At 60.5% G+C, this 21,423-nt stretch carries 18 protein-coding genes, 1 tRNA gene and 1 pseudogene; 6 read left to right on the top strand and 14 right to left on the bottom strand.

Annotation, left to right across the window (positions count from 1 at the left end; all coding sequences use genetic code 11):
- Nucleotides 1-43 precede the first annotated feature (43 nt).
- Nucleotides 44-931: pseudogene (locus tag JAB8_RS09520) on the top strand (transporter); the annotation flags it as partial.
- A 56-nt stretch (nt 932-987) separates the two neighbouring features.
- On the opposite strand, the gene rnk reads toward JAB8_RS09520, so the two are convergent.
- Nucleotides 988-1,395, bottom strand: a complete 408-nt coding sequence (gene rnk, locus JAB8_RS09515) for a nucleoside diphosphate kinase regulator (RefSeq protein WP_162835757.1) — start codon at nt 1,393-1,395, stop codon at nt 988-990.
- Nucleotides 1,396-1,579: 184 nt separating this feature from the next.
- Here rnk and JAB8_RS30130 point away from each other — a divergent pair, with 184 nt between their 5' ends.
- Together JAB8_RS30130 and JAB8_RS09510 are read left to right on the top strand one after the other, a co-directional pair.
- Nucleotides 1,580-1,708: a hypothetical protein gene (locus tag JAB8_RS30130; RefSeq protein WP_256267358.1), complete on the top strand. Its 129-nt coding sequence runs from the start codon at nt 1,580-1,582 to the stop codon at nt 1,706-1,708.
- Between the two features lie 273 nt (nt 1,709-1,981).
- Entirely contained in the window at nt 1,982-3,874 is a 1,893-nt protein-coding gene (locus tag JAB8_RS09510; RefSeq protein ID WP_070289323.1) for an EAL domain-containing protein, read from the top strand.
- 120 nt (nt 3,875-3,994) lie between these two features.
- Here the strand turns inward: JAB8_RS09510 and JAB8_RS09505 are convergent, their stop codons facing one another.
- Nucleotides 3,995-5,671: a peptide chain release factor 3 gene (locus tag JAB8_RS09505; RefSeq protein ID WP_070218005.1), complete on the bottom strand. Its 1,677-nt coding sequence runs from the start codon at nt 5,669-5,671 to the stop codon at nt 3,995-3,997.
- Nucleotides 5,672-5,845: 174 nt separating this feature from the next.
- On the opposite strand from JAB8_RS09505, the gene JAB8_RS09500 reads away from it, so the two are divergent.
- Together JAB8_RS09500 and JAB8_RS09495 are read left to right on the top strand one after the other, a co-directional pair.
- The gene (locus JAB8_RS09500; protein WP_070289322.1) at nt 5,846-7,903 is read left to right on the top strand and encodes a methyl-accepting chemotaxis protein; all 2,058 of its coding nucleotides are present in this window, start codon (nt 5,846-5,848) and stop codon (nt 7,901-7,903) included.
- A 282-nt stretch (nt 7,904-8,185) separates the two neighbouring features.
- Nucleotides 8,186-8,938, top strand: a complete 753-nt coding sequence (locus JAB8_RS09495) for a Crp/Fnr family transcriptional regulator (RefSeq protein ID WP_162995832.1) — start codon at nt 8,186-8,188, stop codon at nt 8,936-8,938.
- A gap of 65 nt (nt 8,939-9,003) precedes the next feature.
- Here JAB8_RS09495 and JAB8_RS09490 read toward each other — a convergent pair whose 3' ends face one another.
- The 11 genes from JAB8_RS09490 to JAB8_RS09445 all read right to left on the bottom strand — a co-directional run bounded on the left by JAB8_RS09490 (nt 9,004) and on the right by JAB8_RS09445 (nt 19,603).
- Nucleotides 9,004-10,419: a CHASE3 domain-containing protein gene (locus JAB8_RS09490; protein WP_070289321.1), complete on the bottom strand. Its 1,416-nt coding sequence runs from the start codon at nt 10,417-10,419 to the stop codon at nt 9,004-9,006.
- Between the two features lie 151 nt (nt 10,420-10,570).
- Nucleotides 10,571-11,203, bottom strand: coding sequence for a response regulator transcription factor (locus tag JAB8_RS09485; RefSeq protein ID WP_034783185.1), 633 nt, complete (start codon nt 11,201-11,203; stop codon nt 10,571-10,573).
- A 210-nt stretch (nt 11,204-11,413) separates the two neighbouring features.
- The gene (locus tag JAB8_RS09480) at nt 11,414-11,821 is read right to left on the bottom strand and encodes a MerR family transcriptional regulator (protein WP_070217963.1); all 408 of its coding nucleotides are present in this window, start codon (nt 11,819-11,821) and stop codon (nt 11,414-11,416) included.
- 10 nt (nt 11,822-11,831) lie between these two features.
- Entirely contained in the window at nt 11,832-12,179 is a 348-nt protein-coding gene (locus tag JAB8_RS09475; protein ID WP_010399205.1) for an integration host factor subunit alpha, read from the bottom strand.
- A gap of 172 nt (nt 12,180-12,351) precedes the next feature.
- On the bottom strand, nt 12,352-14,778 hold the full coding sequence (gene pheT / locus JAB8_RS09470; RefSeq protein WP_070217966.1) for a phenylalanine--tRNA ligase subunit beta: 2,427 nt from the start codon (nt 14,776-14,778) through the stop codon (nt 12,352-12,354).
- A gap of 78 nt (nt 14,779-14,856) precedes the next feature.
- Nucleotides 14,857-15,873, bottom strand: a complete 1,017-nt coding sequence (gene pheS, locus JAB8_RS09465) for a phenylalanine--tRNA ligase subunit alpha (RefSeq protein WP_070217968.1) — start codon at nt 15,871-15,873, stop codon at nt 14,857-14,859.
- 146 nt (nt 15,874-16,019) lie between these two features.
- Complete coding sequence (gene rplT, locus JAB8_RS09460) at nt 16,020-16,379, bottom strand: 50S ribosomal protein L20 (protein WP_010399214.1); 360 nt, start codon at nt 16,377-16,379, stop codon at nt 16,020-16,022.
- Between the two features lie 26 nt (nt 16,380-16,405).
- Entirely contained in the window at nt 16,406-16,603 is a 198-nt protein-coding gene (gene rpmI / locus JAB8_RS28105; RefSeq protein ID WP_038493025.1) for a 50S ribosomal protein L35, read from the bottom strand.
- A gap of 227 nt (nt 16,604-16,830) precedes the next feature.
- Nucleotides 16,831-17,352 carry a translation initiation factor IF-3 gene (infC, locus tag JAB8_RS09455; RefSeq protein WP_071650129.1) on the bottom strand — a complete coding sequence of 174 codons (522 nt, stop codon included), beginning with the start codon at nt 17,350-17,352 and terminating at the stop codon, nt 16,831-16,833.
- A gap of 51 nt (nt 17,353-17,403) precedes the next feature.
- Complete coding sequence (gene thrS, locus JAB8_RS09450; protein WP_070218007.1) at nt 17,404-19,311, bottom strand: threonine--tRNA ligase; 1,908 nt, start codon at nt 19,309-19,311, stop codon at nt 17,404-17,406.
- Nucleotides 19,312-19,526: 215 nt separating this feature from the next.
- Nucleotides 19,527-19,603: transfer RNA gene (locus JAB8_RS09445), tRNA-Val, on the bottom strand.
- Nucleotides 19,604-19,751: 148 nt separating this feature from the next.
- Here JAB8_RS09445 and JAB8_RS09440 point away from each other — a divergent pair.
- Nucleotides 19,752-20,216, top strand: a complete 465-nt coding sequence (locus JAB8_RS09440) for a hypothetical protein (RefSeq protein WP_070217970.1) — start codon at nt 19,752-19,754, stop codon at nt 20,214-20,216.
- A gap of 3 nt (nt 20,217-20,219) precedes the next feature.
- On the opposite strand, the gene JAB8_RS09435 is transcribed toward JAB8_RS09440, so the two are convergent.
- Nucleotides 20,220-21,332: an acyltransferase gene (locus JAB8_RS09435; RefSeq protein WP_070289333.1), complete on the bottom strand. Its 1,113-nt coding sequence runs from the start codon at nt 21,330-21,332 to the stop codon at nt 20,220-20,222.
- Nucleotides 21,333-21,423: the final 91 nt, after the last annotated feature.

The following is a 21,423-nucleotide window of genomic DNA, read 5'->3' as shown; positions in this document are numbered from 1 at the left end:
GAGATGTGTATAAGAGGCCTGGCTGGCCGATGGCGCGGCGCGGCCGGCGCAGGAATTCGTCTGGCTGCATTTTAATTTGTCGCATGCGGCCAGCGAAAAATGGCTGATGACGCACACGCAGCTGGCCGACGAATTCTATGAAACCCTGCACCAGGGTTCGCGTTCCACGCGCATCGAGCAGGCGGAAAACACCCTCATCGCCGTGGTCAACGATGTGGTGCACAATTTCTCGTTCGAAGCGTCGGACATTTCCACCATGTGGGCCAGCGTGGCGCAAAACCTCGTCATCACGGCGCGCCGCGCGCCGCTGCAGTCGATCGAACGGCTGCGCCAGGCCGTCATCAAGAACCACGAACCGATCCGCTCGTCGGTGGAACTGCTGATCCACCTGCTGCGCGACCAGGCCGACGTGCTGGTCAACATCGTGCGCGATGCCGTGGCACGGGTCGACGATATCGAGGATCACTTGCTGGCCGGGCGCCTGGTGCCGAAACGCGAAGACCTGGGCGCCATGCGGCGCGTGCTGGTGCGGCTGCAGCGCCTGCTGGCGCCGGAACCGGCCGCCCTGTTCCGCCTGCTGCAGCGTCCGCCCGCATGGGTGTCGGAACTGGACAGCCTGGAACTGCGCCAATCGACGGAGGAATTTTCGGTGGTGCTCAGCGATATGTCCTCGCTACAGGAACGCATCAAGCTGCTGCAGGAAGAGATCGCCGCCAGCGTCAACGAGGAAAACAGCCGCAGCCTGTTCGTGCTGACCATCGTCACCGTGCTGGCCTTGCCGATCAATATCATCGCCGGCATGCTGGGCATGAATGTGGGGGGTATCCCGCTGGCCCAGCATCCGCAGGGCTTCTGGATCATCGTCGCCATCATCGTCACATTTACGGTCGTGGCGGGATGGCTGGTGGTGCGCGTGCAGCGAAACAGTTAATTTCCGTCCTGGCACGGCCTGGCAGGCGAACGGCAGGCGCCGTCCGCCGTCATTGCTTATCGGTGGTACTCGCCGGCCCGTTCAGGCTGATAGACGATTTCCTCGATCTTGACCTTCACCACGCCGCCCGGCATGGGCCAGGCGATGCTGTCGCCCACGGACAGGCCCAGCAGCGCGCTGCCGACGGGCGCCAGCACGGAAATGCGGTCGGCCTGGCCTTCCACATCCTTCGGATAGACGAGCGTGAGGCAGAATTCCTCCTTGTTTTCCACCGTGAAGCGCACGGTGGAATTCATCGTCACGACGGTCGGGGGAATCTCTTGCGGTTCGAGCACCTCGGCGCGGCCCAGCTCATCGAGCAAGGCGGCCTTGTCCGGCGATAAGTTATTACCCAAGGCATACAACAACGCTTCCAGTCGTTCCAGGTCTTGTGACGACAAAATAATTTTTGGTTTTTTTTCCAAGATATCCTCACTATTGATCATTAGGGCGGCGTCCGGTTTTGCTGGCGGCGACTTGCTTGGCCGCGGCAGACAAAACAAACAGCATCAGAACGTCCATCATCAGCGGATTATGGACGAACTCGCGAAGCAAGGCCATAGCGTTCGCGCATTCTTCATTAAAATTTATTAAAATCAATGACTTGCAATGGCCGACACAGTCAAAAAGTTAATCCGTGCCGGAATGGCCGGGCACATTGAAGTTATTCTTGGCGGTATTTTGTTTACCTTCAGCATGTTTTTAGAGAAAAAAACCGGCAGGCAAAAAAAGGATTAAACTTCAGTATGTATTATTAGAAAGACACGCCCGCCTTTTCCGCCTGTCTTGTCGCCTTGTCTGCCGCCAGCGGTGCCCGGCATGGATACTAAATTGCCGCACGCCCTGTACTTTCACGCTGCAAAATGACAATATGTCGGCCTTAGCAACACTTAGCAACACGTTGAGAGTTCCGGCTCACTTCGGTTTTCTTCAGACTGGAACGTAAAGTATGGCAGGGCGAGGCGCGATCACACGGGGCGGCGGCAAGCGGGGCCGGCAGGAGGAAGCGTCATGATGACGCCATTGATACTGCCGTCCGTGCAATTACGCGGCGACCGGATAGCCCGGCTGAACTTGCTGGCCGCGGCGGCCATGCTGGCCATGGCCAGCCTGCTGCTGATCCTCTTCCAGTTGTTTTCCCTCCAGGCATCCCTCCAGCGCAGCCTGCAGATCCAGGCCGACATGCTGGCGCCCGCCACCACCGAGGCCATGCGCCAGGACAATCGCCTGGCGGCGCAACAACTGCTCGCTCCCCTCGCCGCCGCCCCGCATATCCGGCAAGCCCTGCTCTACAATCCCTATGGCGCGCCGTTTGCCCGCTATGCGCGCAGCAGCGTCGATAGCGTGCCCGCGGCGCCGCGCAACGGCGTGCACCTCGATTACCTGGACGGCAGCGCCGCCATCCTCAAGACCTTGCCCGGCGGCGGCGCCCTGTACCTGCGCGCCAGCCTGGCGCCGCTGTACGCCAGCCTGGCACAATTTTCCGCCTTCACCCTGCTCGTCTGCCTGTGCGCATTCGGCCTGACGTTCCTGATGGTGCGCCGCACGCGCACCGCCGCCCAGCATGCGGAAAGCCATTTGCACTACCTGGCCCACGTCGACTCCGTTACACAGCTGCCGAACCGCCATGAATTCAACGACGCGCTGGCCTACGCGCTGGCGCGCGCCGACCGCCAGGACAGCAGCGTGGGCCTGCTGCTGCTGGACCTGGACAACTTCAAGATCGTCAACGATACGCTGGGCCACCACTGCGGCGACCAGTTGCTCAAGCTCGTCGCCGAGCGCCTCGTGGCCATCCTGCGCGGCACCGACATCATCTGCCGCATCGGCGGCGACGAATTCGTCGTCATCGTCGAACCGGCCGACGACGCCTCGGAAATGGCCAGCGTGGCGAGCAAGATCCTCGCCGTGCTGGCCGAACCGTTCGACCTCGAAGGCCACCAGTTGTATGTCAGCGCCAGCATCGGCGTGAGCCTGTACCCGTTCGACGCGCAGGACGTGGCCACCCTGACGCGCAATGCCGATACGGCCATGTACCACGCCAAGCACCAGGGCAAGAACCGCTACGCCGTGTTCAAGGCCGAAATGGAATTTCGCGCCCAGCGACGCCTGCGCATGGAAGCGAACCTGCGCCGCGCGCTGCAAAACGAGGAACTGTATCTGCACTACCAGCCGCAGATCGACTTGCGCAGCGGGCGCATCGTCGGCGTGGAAGCGCTGGTACGCTGGAACTGCCGCGAGATGGGTCAGCTGAGCCCTGCCGAATTCATCCCCGTGGCAGAGGAAAGCGGCATCATCGTCGATCTGGGACGCTGGGTGCTGCAAAGCGCCTGCCGCCAGGCCGCCGTCTGGTGCAAGGCGGGGCTGCTCGACTCGCTCGAGCACGTGGCCGTCAACCTGTCGGCATGTCAGGCGCGCGACCCGGGCCTGATGGACGACATCCGCGCCATCCTGCACGAAACGCAGCTGCCGCATGGCTTGCTGGAGCTGGAAATCACGGAAGGGGTCTTGATGGACAACGTCCACGCCAACGTGGAACTGATGCGGCGCCTGCAGGAGACGGGCATCCACCTGTCGATCGACGATTTCGGCACCGGCTATTCGTCGATGTCCTACCTGAAGCGCCTGCCGATCGACCAGCTGAAGATCGACCGCAGCTTCGTGCACGACCTGCCCGGCGAGGGCGAAGCCATCGTCACGGCCATCATCGCCATGGCGCACAGCCTGCACCTGAAAGTGGTGGCCGAAGGGGTGGAGACCTTGCAGCAGGTGGAATTTTTAAGAACAGCGGGCTGCGACAACGTGCAGGGCTACTTCTTTGCGCGACCGATGACGGCGGCGCAGCTGACGGCATTGCTGCTGGAGCGGCGCGACTGGAGCACGCGGACGATTTTGCCGGCTTGAGTTGCTGCCAACGATGGTGTCGGATTACGGCCGTTGGCCTAATCCGACCTACGCCATGCACAGGCAGGTCGGCGTAGGTCGGATTAGCGCAAAGCGCGTAATCCGACATCACCAGCTACATCAAGCCAATTTCGCCGAATGCTCGCGCGTCGCGTGGAATGTCAATTTCGGCCAGCGCTCTTCCGTCAGGCGCAGGTTCACGCCCGACGTGGCCAGGTAGGCCATGTTGCCGGCCGCATCGTAGGCCACGTTGTGGCCCAGCGCGTTTTCGAAATCCTGCAGAACGCGCTTGTCGTCGCAGCTGACCCAGCGCGCGCTGCTGATGCTGGTGCCTTCGAAGACGGCATCGACGCCATATTCGTTGAGCAGGCGGCTGGCCACCACTTCGAACTGCAGCACGCCGACGGCGCCCAGTACCAGTTCGCCGCCCTGCACCGGCTTGAAGACCTGTACCGCGCCCTCTTCGCCCAGCTGCTGCAAGCCCTTGTGCAACTGCTTGATCTTCAGCGGATTACGGATGCGCACGGAACGGAAGAAGTCCGGCGCGAAGTACGGGATGCCGGTAAAGGTCAGCATCTCGCCTTCAGAAAAACTGTCGCCGATCTGCATGTTGCCGTGGTTCGGCAAGCCGATGATGTCGCCCGCGTACGCCTCTTCCACCTGTTCGCGCGAGGAGGCCATGAAGGTCACCACGTTCGACACCTTGATCTCGCGCCCCAGGCGCAAGTGCTTGACCTTCATGCCGCGCTCGAAACGTCCCGAACACACGCGCAGGAAGGCGATGCGGTCGCGGTGCGCCGGGTCCATGTTCGCCTGGATCTTGAAGACGAAACCGGTGAATGGCTGCTCGGTCGGATCGACGGAACGCACGGTCGCGTCGCGCGGGCGCGGCGCCGGCGCCCAGTCGACCAGCGCGGAAAGAATCTCGCGCACGCCGAAGTTGTTGATGGCCGAACCGAAGAACACGGGCGTCTGCACGCCGGAGAGGAATTCCTCCAGGTTGAACGGGTTCGAGGCGCCGTGCACCAATTCGACTTCCATGCGCAACTGGTCCATCTCCAGCGGGAACATCTCCTGCAGGCGCGGGTTGTCGATGCCCTTGATGATTTCGAAGGCGCCGTCGGCCTTCTCTTCACCGGCCTTGAACAGCATGATCTCGTCGTTCAGCAGGTGGTACACGCCGCGGAAGTTCTTGCCCATGCCGATAGGCCAGGTGACGGGCGCGCACTGGATCTTCAGCACCGATTCGAGTTCGTCGAGCAGGTCCAGCGGATCGCGCGTCTCGCGGTCCATCTTGTTCATGAAAGTGACGATGGGCGTATTGCGCATGCGGCAGACGGCCAGCAGCTTGATCGTCTGCGCTTCCACGCCCTTGGCCGCATCGATCACCATCAGCGCCGAGTCAACTGCCGTCAGCACGCGGTAGGTATCTTCCGAGAAGTCCTGGTGGCCCGGGGTGTCGAGCAGGTTGACGACGTGGTCGCGGAATTCGAACTGCATCACCGAGGAGGCGACGGAAATACCGCGCTGCTTCTCGATCTCCATCCAGTCCGACGTCGCGTGGCGGCCCGACTTGCGGGCCTTGACGGTACCGGCCATCTGGATCGCGCCCGAGAACAGCAGCAGTTTTTCCGTCAGCGTGGTTTTACCCGCATCCGGGTGGGAAATGATGCCGAAGGTGCGGCGGCGCTGCACTTCGCGCGCGATCACGGCCGGCGCCTTGCTGCTCGCCGGCGCTGCGGCGTTGTCCGCATTGTCGCTGGAATCGGGGGTAGTGATGTCGTTCTCGTTGGCCATATTGGTGACCATAATATGGCCCTCGCAAAAAACCCTCGATTTTACAGAAGGATCGGCCTTCCGTGTGAACTGCTTCACTGTGGAGAAAAGCAAAATCGCCCGCTTCATCAAGGGGTCACAATCCGCAGGCAACATTGCACTGCAGAAATGTTGTCACCCTACCCTGGAAACCCGATGAAAATGCTCCTCACTCCCGCCATCCGACTCATGCAGCGCTTGCGTCTGCTGCCCAAATTCATGCTTGTCTGCCTGGTCTTCCTGCTGCCGCTGGCGCTGGCGACCACCCTGCTGATCTCGGAGCTGGGCAAGTCGCTGGCCCAGGCGCAGGATGCGCAGCGGGGCGTGGCCTATGTGCGCCAGTTGCAGGAAGGCACGCGCCTGCTGCAGCAGCGGCGCGGCCTCGAGCACTTGCGCCTGAGCGGCAAGGCAGGCATGGACAACACGGCCCTTAACGCGCGCATCACGGCTTCTCTGGCGGCCCTGGCGCGCCTGCCGGCCGGCGCCGGCCTGCCCCAGGCGGCCGAACTGACGAAACAGTGGCAAGCCCTGCTGGGCCGCCAGGCGGGCCTGGCGGCGCGCGACAGCTACGCGGCGCACACGGCGCTGCTGCGCCAGGCGGCCAAACTGGGCCAGCTGGTGGCCGACCGTTCGCACCTGAGCCTGGACCCGGACGCGGGCGCCAACCATCTGAGCGCCGTCTTCACCGCCACCCTGCCCGACCTGGCCGAAAGCCTGTCGGACATCGGCGGGCGCGGCGCCGCCTACATCGACACGGGCCTGTTCGAGGCGAACGAAGATCAGCTCGTCAACGCCAATGCCCTGATCGCGCGCCACGAACTGGAACGCCTGCCCTCCCGTTTCGACGAGATCCTTGCCGCCAGGCCGGAATTGCGCACCAGTCTGCAGCCGGCCCTGAAAGCCGTGCCGGCCGCGCTGGCCTTCCTCGAACGCACGAAAAATGAAGTGACGAATTCCTACGACCAGACGTCGGGCGCGCAATTCCACGCGGCCGGCATGCAGGCGATCGACGCCCTGCACGCGCTCTCCGGCGCCTCCGCCACCGCGCTGGACGACTTGCTGGCGCAGCGCATCGCCCGCGACGAGGCGCGCCGCGCCCTGATCCTGGCGGCCATGCTGCTGGTGCTGCTGGCCGCCGCCTACCTGTGCGCAGGCTTTTATACCGCCTTCGCGCGCGACGTGACGCAATTGCGCGTGGCCGTCGGCGCGGCGGCGGCGGGCGACCTGTCGCAGCGCATCACCTCGCAGGCGCACGACGAGATCGGCGACCTGGTGCGCGACTTCGGCGCCATGACGCACGGCCTGGCCGCACTGGTGCAGGAAATCCGCAGCGGCGCGGCCGTCATCGCGGCGGCCGGCGCCGATATCGCCCAGGGCAACGCCGCCCTGTCCGGCCATACGGCCACGCAAGCGGACGCGCTGGGCGCCACCGTGGACTCGATGCGCGAGCTGACGGCCACCGTGGGCCGCAACGAAGCCCACGTAGGACAGGGGCGCACGCTGGTGGCGACGGCGGCCGACGTGGCCCTGAAAGGCGGACAGACCGTCGGCGCCGTGGTCGAGACCATGGCCTCGATCAAGGCCAGCTCGCACAAGATCGTCGACATCATCAGCGTCATCAACGGCATCGCCTTCCAGACGAATATCCTGGCCCTGAACGCGGCCGTGGAAGCGGCACGCGCGGGCGAACAAGGGCGCGGCTTTGCCGTCGTGGCATCCGAGGTGCGCAGCCTGGCGCAGCGCTCGAACGAGGCGGCGCTGGAAATCAAGCGCCTGATCGGCGATTCCGTCGCCACCGTGGATGCGGGCGGCGACCTGGTCAATGCAGCCGGCAGCACCATGCGCCAGGTCGTCGATGCGGTGCAGCAGGTGGCCGTGGTGATCGGACGCATCAGCAACGCCGGTGCCGAGCAGAACGGCGAGATCGCCCGCATCAACCAGGCGTTGGCGCAGATCGACGACATGACGCGCCAGAACGCGGGTCTGGTCGACGAGGCGCGCGCCGGTTCGCAGCGCCTGCACCAGGAAGGCGAAGCACTGACGCAGGCCGTCAGCCGCTTCCGCCTGGGAGAACACGAGGCGCCAAACGCGCGCCAGGCGCCCGCCGCGACCGTGCGCGACGGCTTGCCCAGCGTGCGTCCGGCCGGCCTGTGGAGCGCCAACAAACCGCGCGTCATATCACAAAATCGCGCAGAACGGCGCAAGGCTAGCTAGTCAAAAGTGTGCGCGTAGGACAAGGACTACAATTTCGCCTCAAAAGAGACTACAAAGTGGCGACTGCTAATCTTATGTTCGCCACTTACATAAGCTCTTAAAGTAGCTACATCGCGATCTGCACCGCGCGGTCGAACAAAACGCCGTTATCACATGAGCACGGCACTTTCTTTGACCAGCAACGCGGCAGTCGCACTCCGATGTAAAAAGCCTGTGAGGAATACTATGAACCAAACTCAACTTAGCACCCCGGTCCAGAAGAACCAGTTGCTGCCGCGCGCCATGCCGGCGGCCGGACGGGAAATCAAGCTTGCGTCGCGGGTTAGCCTCAGCAGTGCCCAACAGAATGAATTGCTGGCCGCCCTGCCGCGCGCCGCGCTCGAATCGCTGTTCGAAGACCTGGAACTGGTTGAACTGCCGTTCGGCAAGGAATTGTATGCCTATGGTAACAACCTGGAATATAGCTACTTCCCCACCACCGCCATCATTTCACTGCTGTATGTCATGGAAGACGGCGCCACGACGGAAATCGCCGTGGTCGGCCATGAAGGCGTGGCCGGTGCCTCGCTGCTGGCAGGCGAGCGCGCCATGTGCACGGCCGTCGTGCAAAGCGCCGGTTACGGCTACCGCCTGAAAACGCAAAGCCTGCGCGACGCGTTCAATCAAGGCGGCGCCCTGCCCCAGCTGCTGATGCGCTACACCAACGCCCTGTTTGCGCAGATGGCGCAGAACGCCGTCGGCGGCCGCCACAGCTCGATCGAGCAAAAGCTGTGCCGCTGGCTGCTGGACCGCCTGGACCGTTCGCCATCGAATGAATTGAAAGTGACGCAAGAGCTGATCTCGATCATGCTGGGCGTGCGCCGCGAAAGCATCACGGCCGCCGCCGGCAAGCTGCAGGAAGAAGGCTTGATCCACTATCGCCGCGGCAATATCACCGTGCTGGACCGCGCCGGCCTGGAATGCTATGCGGGCGAGTGCTACAAGGTCGCCAAGACGGAATACGACCGCTTGCTGCGCGACGTTTCACGCTGCTGATCGGGCAAGATAGTTAGCAGAATGGCCGGGCTGCATGCCCGGCCATTTTTTTATCTCAAGGAAAATTACGCTTCGGCATCCGCATCGATATCTTCCAGCTCCGGCGTCAGCGGCATGGGAATCACGGCCTCCACACACGTCCCCTTGCCTTCCGGCCCCTGGCGCACGGTAAGCGTGCCACCCAGCAGCAGGGCCCGCTCGCGCATGCCCAGCAAGCCGTGCGACATCGGTTTTTGCAGCGCATCTTCCGTGATGCCGATGCCGTCGTCGATCACGCGCAGCACGAGGCCGTGCTCGTTGCGTTTCAAGGTCACGCTGACCATGCCGGCCCGTGCATATTTGAGGATATTCGTCAGCGATTCCTGCACGATGCGGAACAGGGCGATCGTCAAGGTCGCTTCGCGGTTATCGATATTGATGGCCACGTCCGTTTCGCAGCGCACCGAGCTCATGCGCGCAAAATCCTCGCAATAGCTTTCGATGGCGGCGCACAGGCCCAGGTTGTCCAGCAGGCTGGGGCGCAGGTCTTCCACGATGCGGCGCTTCAGTTCCACCGTTTCCAGCAAGGTCGCCTTGGCATGGCGCAGCTGCGCGGCCAGTTCCGGCTGCGTATGCGCCAACTGCTGCGTGACGGCGCCCAGGTCCATGCTGATCGAGGTCAAGTTGGCACCCAGTTCATCGTGCAGCTCGCGCGCCAGCCGCGCTTTTTCCACTTCGTTGACACTGATCAAATGACGCGACAGCACGGATAACTGCTCCGTGCGCTTGCTGACCGTCGATTCCAGGGTGTCGTTGGCATTTTGCAATGCATACTCGACGGCTGCCCGGTTCTGGAAGCTGCGCCGCACGAGCTGGTAAAACATGATCAGCACGAGGATGGCCAGGGCATTGATGCCGATGCCGAGCAGCACGGCTTTCTGGTACTCATGATAAAAGGCGGCGCTGCCGGTCGACAGCGCTTCATTCTGCTCGCGCGTCATGATCACCACCTGCAGACGAATCTCGTCCATGGTGGCGCGGTCATCGGTCACGCGGGAAATGTTGACGATCTCGGCCAACCCGCCCTGCTTGTAGACGTCGATAGACTGTTGCAACATCGACATTTTTCGGCGGATCAGGCTTTTCAGCTGGCCCAGGTTTTTCAGCTGGGTGGGACTGCCCGCGAGCAAGGTTTGCAGCTCGTTGAATTCGTTGTCGATTTCGGTGGCAGCGGTCTTCGACGGCCCCAGATAGGTTTCGGAGCCGGAAATGAAATAGCCGCGCAAGCTGCTTTCCGCATCGAGCACGAGCACGTTCAGATACTGCAGGCGGTCGGCCACGCGGGCGCTCTGGCTGAGCAAGGCATTCGTGCCCTTCAGCGACTCCAGGTTATGGTAAAGACTAAAACCATTCAATACAAGCAACAAGGCGCACGTCACGCACAGGATCGTCTTGTACAGGGGCAGGCGGTGATTCGGGGCCGGTTGAGCGGTGAAATACATCCTGATGTGCATCCTTAGCAAGGTTCGGCGCGGGAGAGAGCGCCGGCGCCGGCCAATTATAGTCCTCGCCACAAACTGCTGCACTGCACAACATCAAGTCGTGCCCGGTTAGCTGGCTGAGCGATCATGTTTCCATGATCGCACCGCAGCGCTAGTCAAGCAAATTGTTTTTCATTGCGTAATAGGTCAAGTCGCTGTTCGATTGCAAGCCCATTTTTTCCATGATGCGCGTACGGTAGGTACTGACCGTCTTGATGCTCAGCGACAAGGCCACGCCGATATCGGACACCGTCGCGCCGCGCGCCAGGCGCAGGAAGACCTGGAACTCTCGGTCCGACAATTCCGTATGCAGCGCGGCATTCGTATCGCGGTCGAACGACTGCGCCAGCAACTCGCCCACGGTGGAGCTGACATAGCGGCGCCCCTGGAATACGGTGCGCACGGCCGTCATCAGCTCGTCGGCTTCGCATTCCTTGTTCAGATAGCCATTCGCGCCCATCTTGAACAGATTCAGCGCATATTGCTGCGCGGGATAGCCGCTGAGGATCAGCACGGGCAATTCCGGCTGGCCCTGGCGGATCGTGCGCAAGGTATCGATGCCGCTCTGATCGGGCATGGCGATATCGAGCAGCAATACATCGCAAATTTCGCGGCGGGCGATATCGAGCGCTTCGCGCCCGGTACCGGCTTCCGCCACCACACTGAAGTCGCTTGACGACGAAAAAATCTGTTTGAACCCAGCTCGTACTATTTGGTGATCATCACAAATGGCAACGCGTATCATTGTTTCCCCTTAAATTTTCCTGGCCTGGGAAAGACTACCGGAACCTGAACGCTGCTCCGGCTTAGCGTCACTAACAAAAACGCAACATTAATATTATATTCAAAATATGGCGCGCCGTACGGTAGCGTCAGCACCAAGGCGGAGCGCCCATGCAGTATAGTCAACTTAGTCAACCGCTACCGGACAACCCGACCTATATTGGTACAAATCTTATTTTAGCAAGTTTAAAATCGCAATTAATTCATTGCGTATCCACACGCGGTCCAGCGGCGCTTCCTGCGGCACGGCAGGCATGGCCGGCAGCACTGGCAGCTCGTCGGCGATGGCATGCGATGCGCCACGGCTGTCGAGCTTGTTGCGCGCGCCGCTGATGGTAAAGCCCTGCTCGTACAGCAATTCGCGGATGCGGCGTATCAGCAGCACCTCATGATGCTGATAATAACGGCGGTTGCCGCGTCGTTTGACCGGCTTGAGCTGGGAAAACTCCTGCTCCCAGTAGCGCAGTACATGCGGTTTGACGCCGCACAACTCGCTCACCTCGCCGATCGTGAAATAGCGTTTAGCCGGAATGGGCGGCAAGGGGGCGATCAACTCGGTTTTACTGATGCGCTCGTTCATCGCCACTCACTCAGGCAGCACGTGCCAGCGGACTGGTCTCTTCGACCATGCTTTTCAGCTTCTGGCTCGCATGAAAGGTCACGACACGGCGCGCCGTGATGGGAATCTCTTCACCCGTCTTCGGATTGCGGCCCGGCCGCTGCGGTTTGTCGCGCAACTGGAAATTGCCGAAACCGGACAGCTTGACGGCTTCGCCACGCTCGAGCGCATTGCGGATCTCGTCGAAAAAGGTCTCGACCATATCTTTCGCTTCGCGCTTGTTCAGGCCCACTTGCTCGAACAACAGTTCGGCAAGTTCCGCCTTGGTCAAGGTGGGTAAATCTTTTTCCGCTTCCTGGCGCACTTTGGCAACCAGCATGGCCCGATGCAAATCGGCGGCCAGTGCGGATTGCAGTACGGCGGAATCAACGTCGCTGTTATTAATTTTCCTGCCCTGCCTTTTCTGTGCGCCCGAGCTCGCCACATGGCAAGCTCGTCTACGATTGACGACGGAAAGGCCGTCACGCAAAAAGCGACGGCCAGTCCGGTAATTACGAACGCAGTTTCGCGTCGTGGCCCTGCTTGGCGGCATCGATCAGGACAGCCATCAGGCCATCGACCACATCGTCTTGCAGGGTGTTTTGAGTATCTTGCAAGCTAATCCGGAAAGCAAGGCTTTTTTCATCCGCTTCCAGACCTTTTCCACGATATTCATCAAATAAAACAATGGCTTGCACGATACGCGCCGCCGGGCTTGCCTTGGCGGCGGCATGGAAGCTGTCGAGCAGATCCTGCACGGCCACCGATTGCTTGACGACCACGGCCAGGTCGCGGCTGGCGCCAGGGAATTTCGAGATTTCCTGGTACACGGGCACGACTCTTTGCGTCAGGGCAGCGGCATCGACTTCGAACAGCACGGGCGCCAGCGGCAAGTCGTACTTTTGCATCCAGCGCGGGTGCAATTCCCCGATGAAACCGATGACCTTGCCATCGAGCTCCACGTTGGCCGAACGGCCCGGATGCAGGGCCGGATGTTCCGCCTTGGTGAAACGCAAGACCAGCGGCGCGAACAGCGCTTCCAGGTCCGCCTTCACGTCGAAGAAGTCGACCGTGCGGGACGGCTGGCCCCACTGTTCGTCGGCCACCGCGCCGTAGGCCATGGCGGCAACGCGCTTGGGCTGGGCATAGCCGGCCACCGACAAGGGGCCGTTTTGCACGCTGTCGTCGCGCTGGTAAATGGCGCCCACTTCGAAGATGCGCACGCGGTTCGTCTTGCGGTTCAGGTTGTAGCGCACGTTGGCGATCAGGCTGCCGATCAACGAGGAACGCATCACGCTCATCTGGCTGGCGATCGGGTTTTGCAATTTGATCGGGTTCGTGTTGCCCGAGAAATCGCGCTCCCATGCCGCATCGACAAAGCTCATGTTAACCACTTCCTGGAAGCCCAGGTCGGCCAGCTCATGACGTACCGCAAACAAGGAGCGGGTATTTTCCGGTGCGATCTGCATCACGTTCGCGGCCACGGGCGGCAAGGTCGGGATGTTTTCAAAGCCGTATACGCGCGCCACTTCCTCGATCAAGTCTTCCTCGATCTCGATGTCGAAACGGTAGCTGGGCGAGGTCACGGAAAACACGCCGTCCGCCAGGGTGAACGGCAGGGCCAGGCGCGTGAAGATGTCGGCGATCAGCGCATCGTTGAGCGGCACACCGATGACTTTTTGCGCGCGCGCCGTGCGCATGGTCACGGGCTGGCGTTGCGGCAAGTTCACCACGTGGTCGTCGACGGGGCCGACGGTGGTGGCCGGCGTGCCGCAGATTTCCACGATCAGGGCCGTGATACGCTCGATGTGCTCGACGGTGGTGGCGAAATCGACGCCGCGTTCGAAGCGGTGCGCCGCATCGGTCGAGAAATTCAAACGGCGGGCGCGGCCCTGGATGGCGTTCGGCCACCAGAATGCCGCTTCCAGGTAGATGCTGTCCGTATCGTCCGAGACCGAGCTGGCGTCGCCGCCCATGATGCCGGCCAGCGATTCGATTTCCTGGTCGTCCGCAATGACGCCGATCCACTCGTCGACGGCAACGGTGTTGCCATTCAAGAGCTTGACGGATTCGCCCGCCTTGCCCCAACGCACGTCGAGGCTGCCGTGGATCTTTGCCAGGTCAAACACGTGGCTGGGACGGCCCAGCTCCAGCATGACATAGTTGGAAATGTCGACCAGGGCCGACAGCGGACGCTGGCCGCTGCGCTCGAGGCGCTGCTTCATCCAGTCCGGCGTGGCTGCCTTGGCGTTCAAGCCGCGGATGACGCGGCCCGTGAAACGGCCGCACAGGTCCGGCGCGCTGACTTTCACGGGCAGGATTTCATCGCTGGAAACCGGCACGGTGCGGAACTGCGGCGCATTCAGGGGCACGCCCGTCAATGCCGACACTTCGCGCGCCACACCCAGCACGGACAGGCAGTCCGCCTTGTTCGGCGTCAACTTGATGGTGAATTTCAAGTCATTGAGGGCAAAGTAATCGCGGAAATTCTGGCCGATCGGCGCGTCGTCCGGCAATTCCATCAAGCCGGCGTTTTCTTCCGACAATTTCAATTCGCGCGCGGAGCACAGCATGCCTTGCGACTCGACGCCGCGCAGCTGGCCCACCTTGATTTCAAACGGCTTGCCATCGGCGCCAGGGGGCAGCACGGCGCCGGCCATTGCGCAGACGACTTTCAAGCCCGGACGCACGTTCGGCGCGCCGCAGACGATGTTGAGCATGGTGCCCGTGCCGACATCGACCTGGCATACATTCAGGCGGTCCGCGTTCGGATGTTTTTCCATCTCCAGGACCAGGCCCACCACCACGTTCGAGAACGGGGGCGCGACAGGATCGACGTCCTCGACTTCGAGACCGGACATGGTCAGCAGATGGGCCAGTTCGTCCGAAGTCATCTTCGGATCGACCATGGTACGGAGCCAGTTTTCGGAAAATTGCATAATCAAGCCTTCAAATGGTCAAAGCTCACAGCGCGAGCGCACGGGCGCTCCAGCGCCATGAATCAAACGGAACAACGCTTAGTTGAATTGCTTCAGGAAACGCAAGTCGCCTTCATAGAACAGGCGCAGGTCGTTGATGCCATAGCGCAGCATCGTCAAGCGTTCCAGGCCGGAGCCGAAAGCAAAACCGATGAATTTCTCGGGATCGAGGCCGAAGTTCTTCACCACGGTCGGATGCACCTGACCGGCGCCCGACACTTCCAGCCAGCGGCCCTTCAGGGGGCCGGAGCCGAAGGCGATGTCGATCTCGGCCGACGGTTCCGTGAACGGGAAGTACGACGGGCGGAAGCGCACCTGCAGGTCGTCCGTTTCGAAGAAGGCCTTGACGAAGTTCAGGTACACGCCCTTCAGGTCGGCAAAGCTGATGTCTTCGGCGATCCACAGGCCTTCGACCTGGTGGAACATCGGCGAATGGGTGGCGTCGCTGTCGACGCGGTAGGTGCGGCCCGGCGCGATGACCTTGATCGGCGGCGTATGCGTGCGCGCATAGCGCACCTGCATCGGGCTCGTGTGCGTGCGCAGCAGCAAGGGCTTGCCGTCGGTGTCGTTGCCATCGATGTAGAACGTGTCTTGCATGGAACGGGCTGGGTGGTTTTCCGGGCTGTTGAGCGCCGTGAAATTGGTCCAGTCGTTCTCGATTTCGGGGCCGTCGGCCACGTCGAAGCCGATCGAGCGGAAGATTTCCTCGACACGCTCCCACGTGCGCATCACGGGATGGATGCCGCCGGGCATGCGGCCACGGCCCGGCAGGCTCACGTCGATCGCTTCGGCGTTCAGACGGCCTTGCATCTGGGCATCAGCCAGCGCATCACGGCGCGCCGTCAGCGCGTCTTCGATCTGCACTTTGACGGCGTTGATCAGGGCGCCCTGCGCCTTGCGCGCGTCCGGGTCCAGTTTGCCCAGGCCCTTCATCATTTCGGTAATCTGGCCAGTCTTGCCCAGGTAGCGGGCTTTGGCGTTTTCAAGTGCGGCAGCGTCTGCGGCGGCGATAAAGTCAGCCTGGGCCGAGACGACGAGTTCTTCTAGGGAGTTCATGCGGCTTTTCCTGTTTTGGAAATCAATCCTGGATTTAGTAATCTAGAACCCAACAATCAAAAACGGAAACGGGGCATAAGGTTCACACCCCTGCCCCGCTCTTTTATAACGTCACCCTACGGATGACGTTGTGCAATGACCGATGCTTACGCAGCGATTTTTGCTTTCACTGCGTTGACAATCGCAGCGAATGCTGGCTTGTCCATCACAGCCATATCGGCCAGGACTTTACGGTCCAGTTCGATATTTGCTTTTTTCAAGCCGTTCATGAATACGCTGTACGTTACGCCATGCTCACGGGAAGCGGCGTTGATACGGGCGATCCACAGGCGGCGGAAAACGCGCTTCTTGTTGCGGCGATCGCGGTAAGCGTATTGGCCAGCGCGCATAACTGCTTGCTTGGCAACACGGTATACACGGCTGCGGCGACCACGGTAGCCTTTAGCTTGAACAAGAATCTTTTTATGACGGGCACGAGCTGTAACCCCACGTTTTACTCTAGGCATAGTAACTCCTTAAATTGAGTGTGAGATTAAGCAGTCGGCATCATGCGCATAACGGATGTGACATCCGATGCGTTGATGTTACGGGTACCGCGCAACTGACGTTTGTTCTTGGTGGTCTTCTTGGTCAGGATGTGGCGCTTGAACGCGTGACCCGACTTGACAGTTCCACCTGGACGCACGCGAAAACGTTTTTTCGCGGAGCTTTTGGTCTTCATTTTAGGCATAGCAATCTGTCCTCTTACGGACAGCTCCATTTATAACAGGATTGCAGGTGGCAACACGACGCTGCGCTTAGATGCCTGCTTTCACATGTTGTGCAGCGGATGCGAGTCCGCTACAGTTCACGCGGCCCGCACATTGCTGAGCGGGCCGCGCAAATTCTGCCTGGGGTTTGACGCCGCGCCAATGCTGGCACGCGCTGTGTCCACCCACAGTAAAACGCTATTGTAACTTACTTCTTCTTCTTAGGCGAAAGAACCATGATCATTTGGCGGCCTTCCATCTTCGGGAACTGCTCGACCTGGCCGTACGGCTCCAGATCGGCTTTCAGACGTTCCAGCATGCGGAAGCCAATATCCTGGTGCGCCATCTCACGACCGCGGAAACGCAAGGTGATCTTGGTTTTATCGCCATCTTCAAGGAACTTGATGAGATTACGCAACTTGATATTGTAGTCACCATCATCAGTCCCCGGACGGAATTTGACTTCCTTCACGAGGATGATCTTTTGCTTCAATTTGGCTTCGTGAGCTTTCTTTTGCTCCGAATACTTAAATTTGCCGTAGTCCATCAAACGGCACACCGGTGGCTGCGCGGTAGGCGCAATTTCCACCAGGTCGACGTTTGCCTCTTCCGCCAGGCGGAAGGCTTCAGCCAAACTTACGATACCGAGTGGCTCGTTATCGACCCCGCTTAAACGCATTTCAGGGGCAGTGATTTCGCCATTGATGCGATGTGACTTGTCAGTAGCTATTGTAATTTCCTTTAAAAATCTTGTAAGACGGTCGTGCAGCGAGTTTCCTCGTCAGGCCTTGGTGTCGACTTCATGTTTGAGTCGCTCAATCAGGGCATCGACGGACATGACGCCCAGATCGACATTGCCCCGCGCCCGCACGGCCACTGTATTCGCATCCCGCTCTTTGTCGCCAATTACTAAGATGTAAGGCAATTTTTGTACGGAATGTTCACGTATTTTATAGGTAATCTTCTCGTTACGCAAATCAGCCTGTACGCGCAGCCCCGCTTTGCGCAGTTTTGTTGTTACTTCTTGTACATAATCAGCTTGGGCGTCGGAAATATTCAACACTGACACTTGCACCGGCGAAAGCCACAACGGCATGGCACCCGCATAGTGTTCGATCAGGATGCCGATGAAACGTTCCAGCGAACCCACGATCGCGCGGTGCAACATGATCGGCACCTGGCGCGTGTTGTCCACGGCCACGTATTCGGCACCCAGGCGGCCCGGCATCGACGGGTCGATCTGCACGGTGCCCACTTGCCATGCGCGGCCCAGACTATCCTTCAGGTGGTATTCGATCTTCGGACCATAGAACGCACCCTCGCCCGGCAATTCCGTCCATTCCACGCCGCAGGCGCGCAAGGCCGAACGCAGGGATTCCTCGGCGAAATCCCACGACTCTTCCGTGCCGATGCGGTTATCGGGACGCAAGGCCAGTTTCACGTCGATATTCGTGAAGCCGAATGCCGTGTACACATCCATCGCCTGCTGGTGGAACGCCGTCACTTCGCCGGCGATCTGCTCTTCCAGGCAGAAGATGTGGCCGTCATCCTGCGTAAAACCGCGCACGCGCATCATGCCGTGCAAGGCGCCCGACGGTTCGTTGCGGTGGCATTGACCGAATTCGCCGTAACGCAATGGCAAGTCGCGGTAGCTGCGCATGCCATTGTTGAAAATCTGGATATGGCCAGGGCAATTCATCGGTTTCAGCGCATAGGCGCGGTTTTCCGATTCCGTGATGAACATGTTTTCACGGTAATTATCCCAGTGACCGGTCTTTTCCCACAGGCCACGGTCGAGGATTTGCGGCGCCTTGACTTCCTGGTAGCCGTTGACCTGGTAGACATTGCGCATGTATTGCTCGACTTGCTGCCAGATCGACCAGCCTTTCGGGTGCCAGAAGATCAGGCCCGGCGCCTCTTCCTGGAAATGGAAGAAATCGAGCTGTTTGCCCAGCTTGCGGTGATCTCGCTTTTCCGCCTCTTCCAGGTTGTGCAGATACAGTTCCTGGTCTTCCTTCTTGGCCCAGGCCGTGCCATAGATACGCTGCAGCATCTCGTTTTTCGAGTCGCCGCGCCAGTAGGCACCGGCCAGCTTCATCAGCTTGAACACTTTCAGCTTGCCTGTCGACGGCACGTGGGGGCCGCGGCACAAGTCCGTGAACTTGCCTTCGGAATACAGCGACACTTCCTGGTCGGCCGGGATCGAGCCGATCAGTTCAGCCTTGTACGCTTCACCGATACTGTTGAAGTAGTCGATGGCTTCGTCGCGCGCGACAACCTTGCGCGTGACTTGCTCATCCTTCTTGGCCAGTTCCGCCATTTTCTTTTCGATCGCGACCAGATCTTCCGGCGTGAACGGACGCTTGTAGGCGAAGTCATAGTAAAAGCCGTTGTCGATCACGGGACCGATGGTCACTTGCGCGTCCGGGAACAATTCCTTGACGGCATACGCCAGCAAGTGGGCCGTCGAGTGGCGGATCACTTCCAGGCCATCGGCGTCCTTGTCCGTGACAATCGCCAATTCCGCGTCTTGCTCGATCAGATAGGAGGTATCGACCAGCTTGCCGTCGACCTTGCCCGCCAGGGCAGCCTTGGCCAGGCCGGTACCAATATTGGCCGCAACCTGGGCCACGGTGACCGGACCGTCAAATTGACGGGCGGAACCATCGGGAAGTCGGATTGTAAGCATATTGATCTCCATATCGGCGCTGGCGCCAGGTAAAACTGCAATGAATGGTGTGGACTGAAAAACTGAAAGAAAAACGCAGACGCAAAAAAACGCGGACTAGCCGCGTTTTTCACTTTTTTGAGACAAAGGAAACCCGTTCGACTAGCGTCACTCCCAAAGCTTGGTAGTAGTTCGCGGTGTCATAACCGGTTTTACCTTTCTCTCTAACTGCATTCTGGTGGGCGGTGAGGAATTCGAATCCCCGACCCCTTGGATGTCGACCAAGTATTCTAACCAGCTGAACTAACCGCCCCGAAGACCAGCATTATAGAGAGGCTTTCCCAGAATGACAAGGGCTGTTTTACAGGAAACTTTAATCTGTTTTTCATCCGCTTCCCGGGCGTCAGCCTCCTTTATAGAGAGTCGGCCCGGCACACGCGGAATGCCGCTAGAATCGCGGCATGAACTCCACTCTATTCGCCTGGCTGAAAACCCTGAGCCGCATCTGCGGTTTTGAAACGGCCGACTGCTTCCCGCCCAATCATCCCTATGCGCGCACGCGCTGGGAAGCCGCGTATTTCGATATCGCCTCCGACGTGAAGCCCGACGAGATCGAACGGCGCATCTGCGCGGCCATCGCCAACACGCCGAGCGTCTTCGCCTACATCAGCAATCCCACGCCGCGCATGCAGCGCGCGCTGCTGAACGTGATCCACGACCGGCTGCGGCGCCAGCCCGGCGCGGGCGCCACGGACCTGGTCTTGTTATTGATCAATGCCTACGCCAGCCCCCACATCACGGAAGCCGTGCCCGGCCTGCGCACCTTGATCTACAACACGGAACACGAAGACACGAATCTGCGCGTGCATGCGATCCTGGAATTGCTGGTCGGCACGCCACGGGGGCTGGACGTGATCGACATGTAATCGTCATGCATGATTGGCGGGAACGTAGCGCGCCCGCAAGCGCATGAACGGCGTTTCCACCAATGCATATAAAAGCCAGCCCGTGGCGATGCTGACGGCGGCACTGAGCAGTATCGCCGGCGCGCCGTCCGGCCCATACCCCATATCCTGCAACACCGGCCGCAGCAGGATGCACAGCTGCTTGTGCAGCAGGTAAATCGCATACGACCACAGGGCCAGGCTGGCCGCGCCCGGCACGCGCAGTTTATATAGCGTACTGCCGGGACTGAGCGCGGCGACCAGCAATAAAGTAAAACTGGCGGCCAGGGCCGGATAGCCGAACACGGTCACCGTATAGCCATAGTGATCGGTGAGAAACACGTAAAACATCAGCGCCGTGCCCGCGATTCCCGCCAGCAAGGTACGGTTGCCGTATGAGGTGAGGCGCGCCCAGGCGGTCGGGTGGTAATTCTTCAGCAGCGCAAGCGCCACGCCCGCCACCAGTTCGTCAAAACGGCACCACGAGGCATAGTAAATGTACTTGTAATAGCCGAGGCCGCCGCGCGGCAGGTGCACGTATTCATCCCACAGGTAGGCGCGCGCCAGCATGCCGACGATCAAACTGGCGGCCACGGCCAGCCACGCCCACAGCAGCGACTTGCGGCAGGCGGCGATCGCCAGCGCCACGGCCGGCAGCAGCACGTAGAACTGCTCTTCCACGCACAGCGACCACGCATGGGAAAACGCCGTGCCCGGCGTCAGATTGATGTTTTGCGTAAAGGTCAGGAATTTCCACAGCGGCAGCAGCGCGCTGTCGCCGCGAAACGCGGGCCACAAGTAATACAGGGCCAGCACGACATAGAAATTGGGCAAGGTACGCAGGAAACGCCGCGCATAGAAGCGGGACAGGGAAAAGCCGTGTTCGCTGCGCAAGGCCGTGAAGATCTGGTTGCCGATCAGATAGCCGCTGAGAGCAAAGAACAGGTCCACACCGGTCCAGCCAATTTCTCCCCAGAAACCAAACGCCCCACCCTCGCTGACGAACAGCAAATAGTGGTTCATGAAGACGAGCACGATGGCCAGCGCGCGCAAGGTATCGAGGCCATGCAGGCGGGAAGGATGGGACGTACTGGACATGGAATCGGCAAGGGAAAACAACGGTGGCGCCGATCATGCCATGCCACACCTTGCCATGGCCAACTTTTTGCAGGCGTGCACGGCGAATCCC

The sequence above is a fragment of the Janthinobacterium sp. HH106 genome (genome assembly GCF_001758725.1).
GTDB lineage: Bacteria > Pseudomonadota > Gammaproteobacteria > Burkholderiales > Burkholderiaceae_D > Janthinobacterium.
Note: the sequence above shows the minus strand (reverse complement) of the source record. Positions and strands in the feature narration are given on the sequence as shown.

Coding starts and splice junctions, on each gene's coding strand:
- JAB8_RS09510 (WP_070289323.1), top strand. CDS start 1,982: ATGATGACGCCATTGATACTGCCGTCCGTGCAATTACGCGGCGACCGG.
- JAB8_RS09500 (WP_070289322.1), top strand. CDS start 5,846: ATGAAAATGCTCCTCACTCCCGCCATCCGACTCATGCAGCGCTTGCGT.
- JAB8_RS09440 (WP_070217970.1), top strand. CDS start 19,752: ATGAACTCCACTCTATTCGCCTGGCTGAAAACCCTGAGCCGCATCTGC.
- JAB8_RS09485 (WP_034783185.1), bottom strand. CDS start 11,203: ATGATACGCGTTGCCATTTGTGATGATCACCAAATAGTACGAGCTGGG.
- pheS (WP_070217968.1), bottom strand. CDS start 15,873: ATGAACTCCCTAGAAGAACTCGTCGTCTCGGCCCAGGCTGACTTTATC.
- JAB8_RS09475 (WP_010399205.1), bottom strand. CDS start 12,179: ATGCTGGTTGCCAAAGTGCGCCAGGAAGCGGAAAAAGATTTACCCACC.
- JAB8_RS09435 (WP_070289333.1), bottom strand. CDS start 21,332: ATGTCCAGTACGTCCCATCCTTCCCGCCTGCATGGCCTCGATACCTTG.
- JAB8_RS09490 (WP_070289321.1), bottom strand. CDS start 10,419: ATGTATTTCACCGCTCAACCGGCCCCGAATCACCGCCTGCCCCTGTAC.
- rpmI (WP_038493025.1), bottom strand. CDS start 16,603: ATGCCTAAAATGAAGACCAAAAGCTCCGCGAAAAAACGTTTTCGCGTG.
- JAB8_RS30130 (WP_256267358.1), top strand. CDS start 1,580: ATGGCCGACACAGTCAAAAAGTTAATCCGTGCCGGAATGGCCGGGCAC.
- pheT (WP_070217966.1), bottom strand. CDS start 14,778: ATGCAATTTTCCGAAAACTGGCTCCGTACCATGGTCGATCCGAAGATG.
- JAB8_RS09505 (WP_070218005.1), bottom strand. CDS start 5,671: ATGGCCAACGAGAACGACATCACTACCCCCGATTCCAGCGACAATGCG.
- rplT (WP_010399214.1), bottom strand. CDS start 16,379: ATGCCTAGAGTAAAACGTGGGGTTACAGCTCGTGCCCGTCATAAAAAG.
- thrS (WP_070218007.1), bottom strand. CDS start 19,311: ATGCTTACAATCCGACTTCCCGATGGTTCCGCCCGTCAATTTGACGGT.
- JAB8_RS09480 (WP_070217963.1), bottom strand. CDS start 11,821: ATGAACGAGCGCATCAGTAAAACCGAGTTGATCGCCCCCTTGCCGCCC.
- JAB8_RS09495 (WP_162995832.1), top strand. CDS start 8,186: ATGCCGGCGGCCGGACGGGAAATCAAGCTTGCGTCGCGGGTTAGCCTC.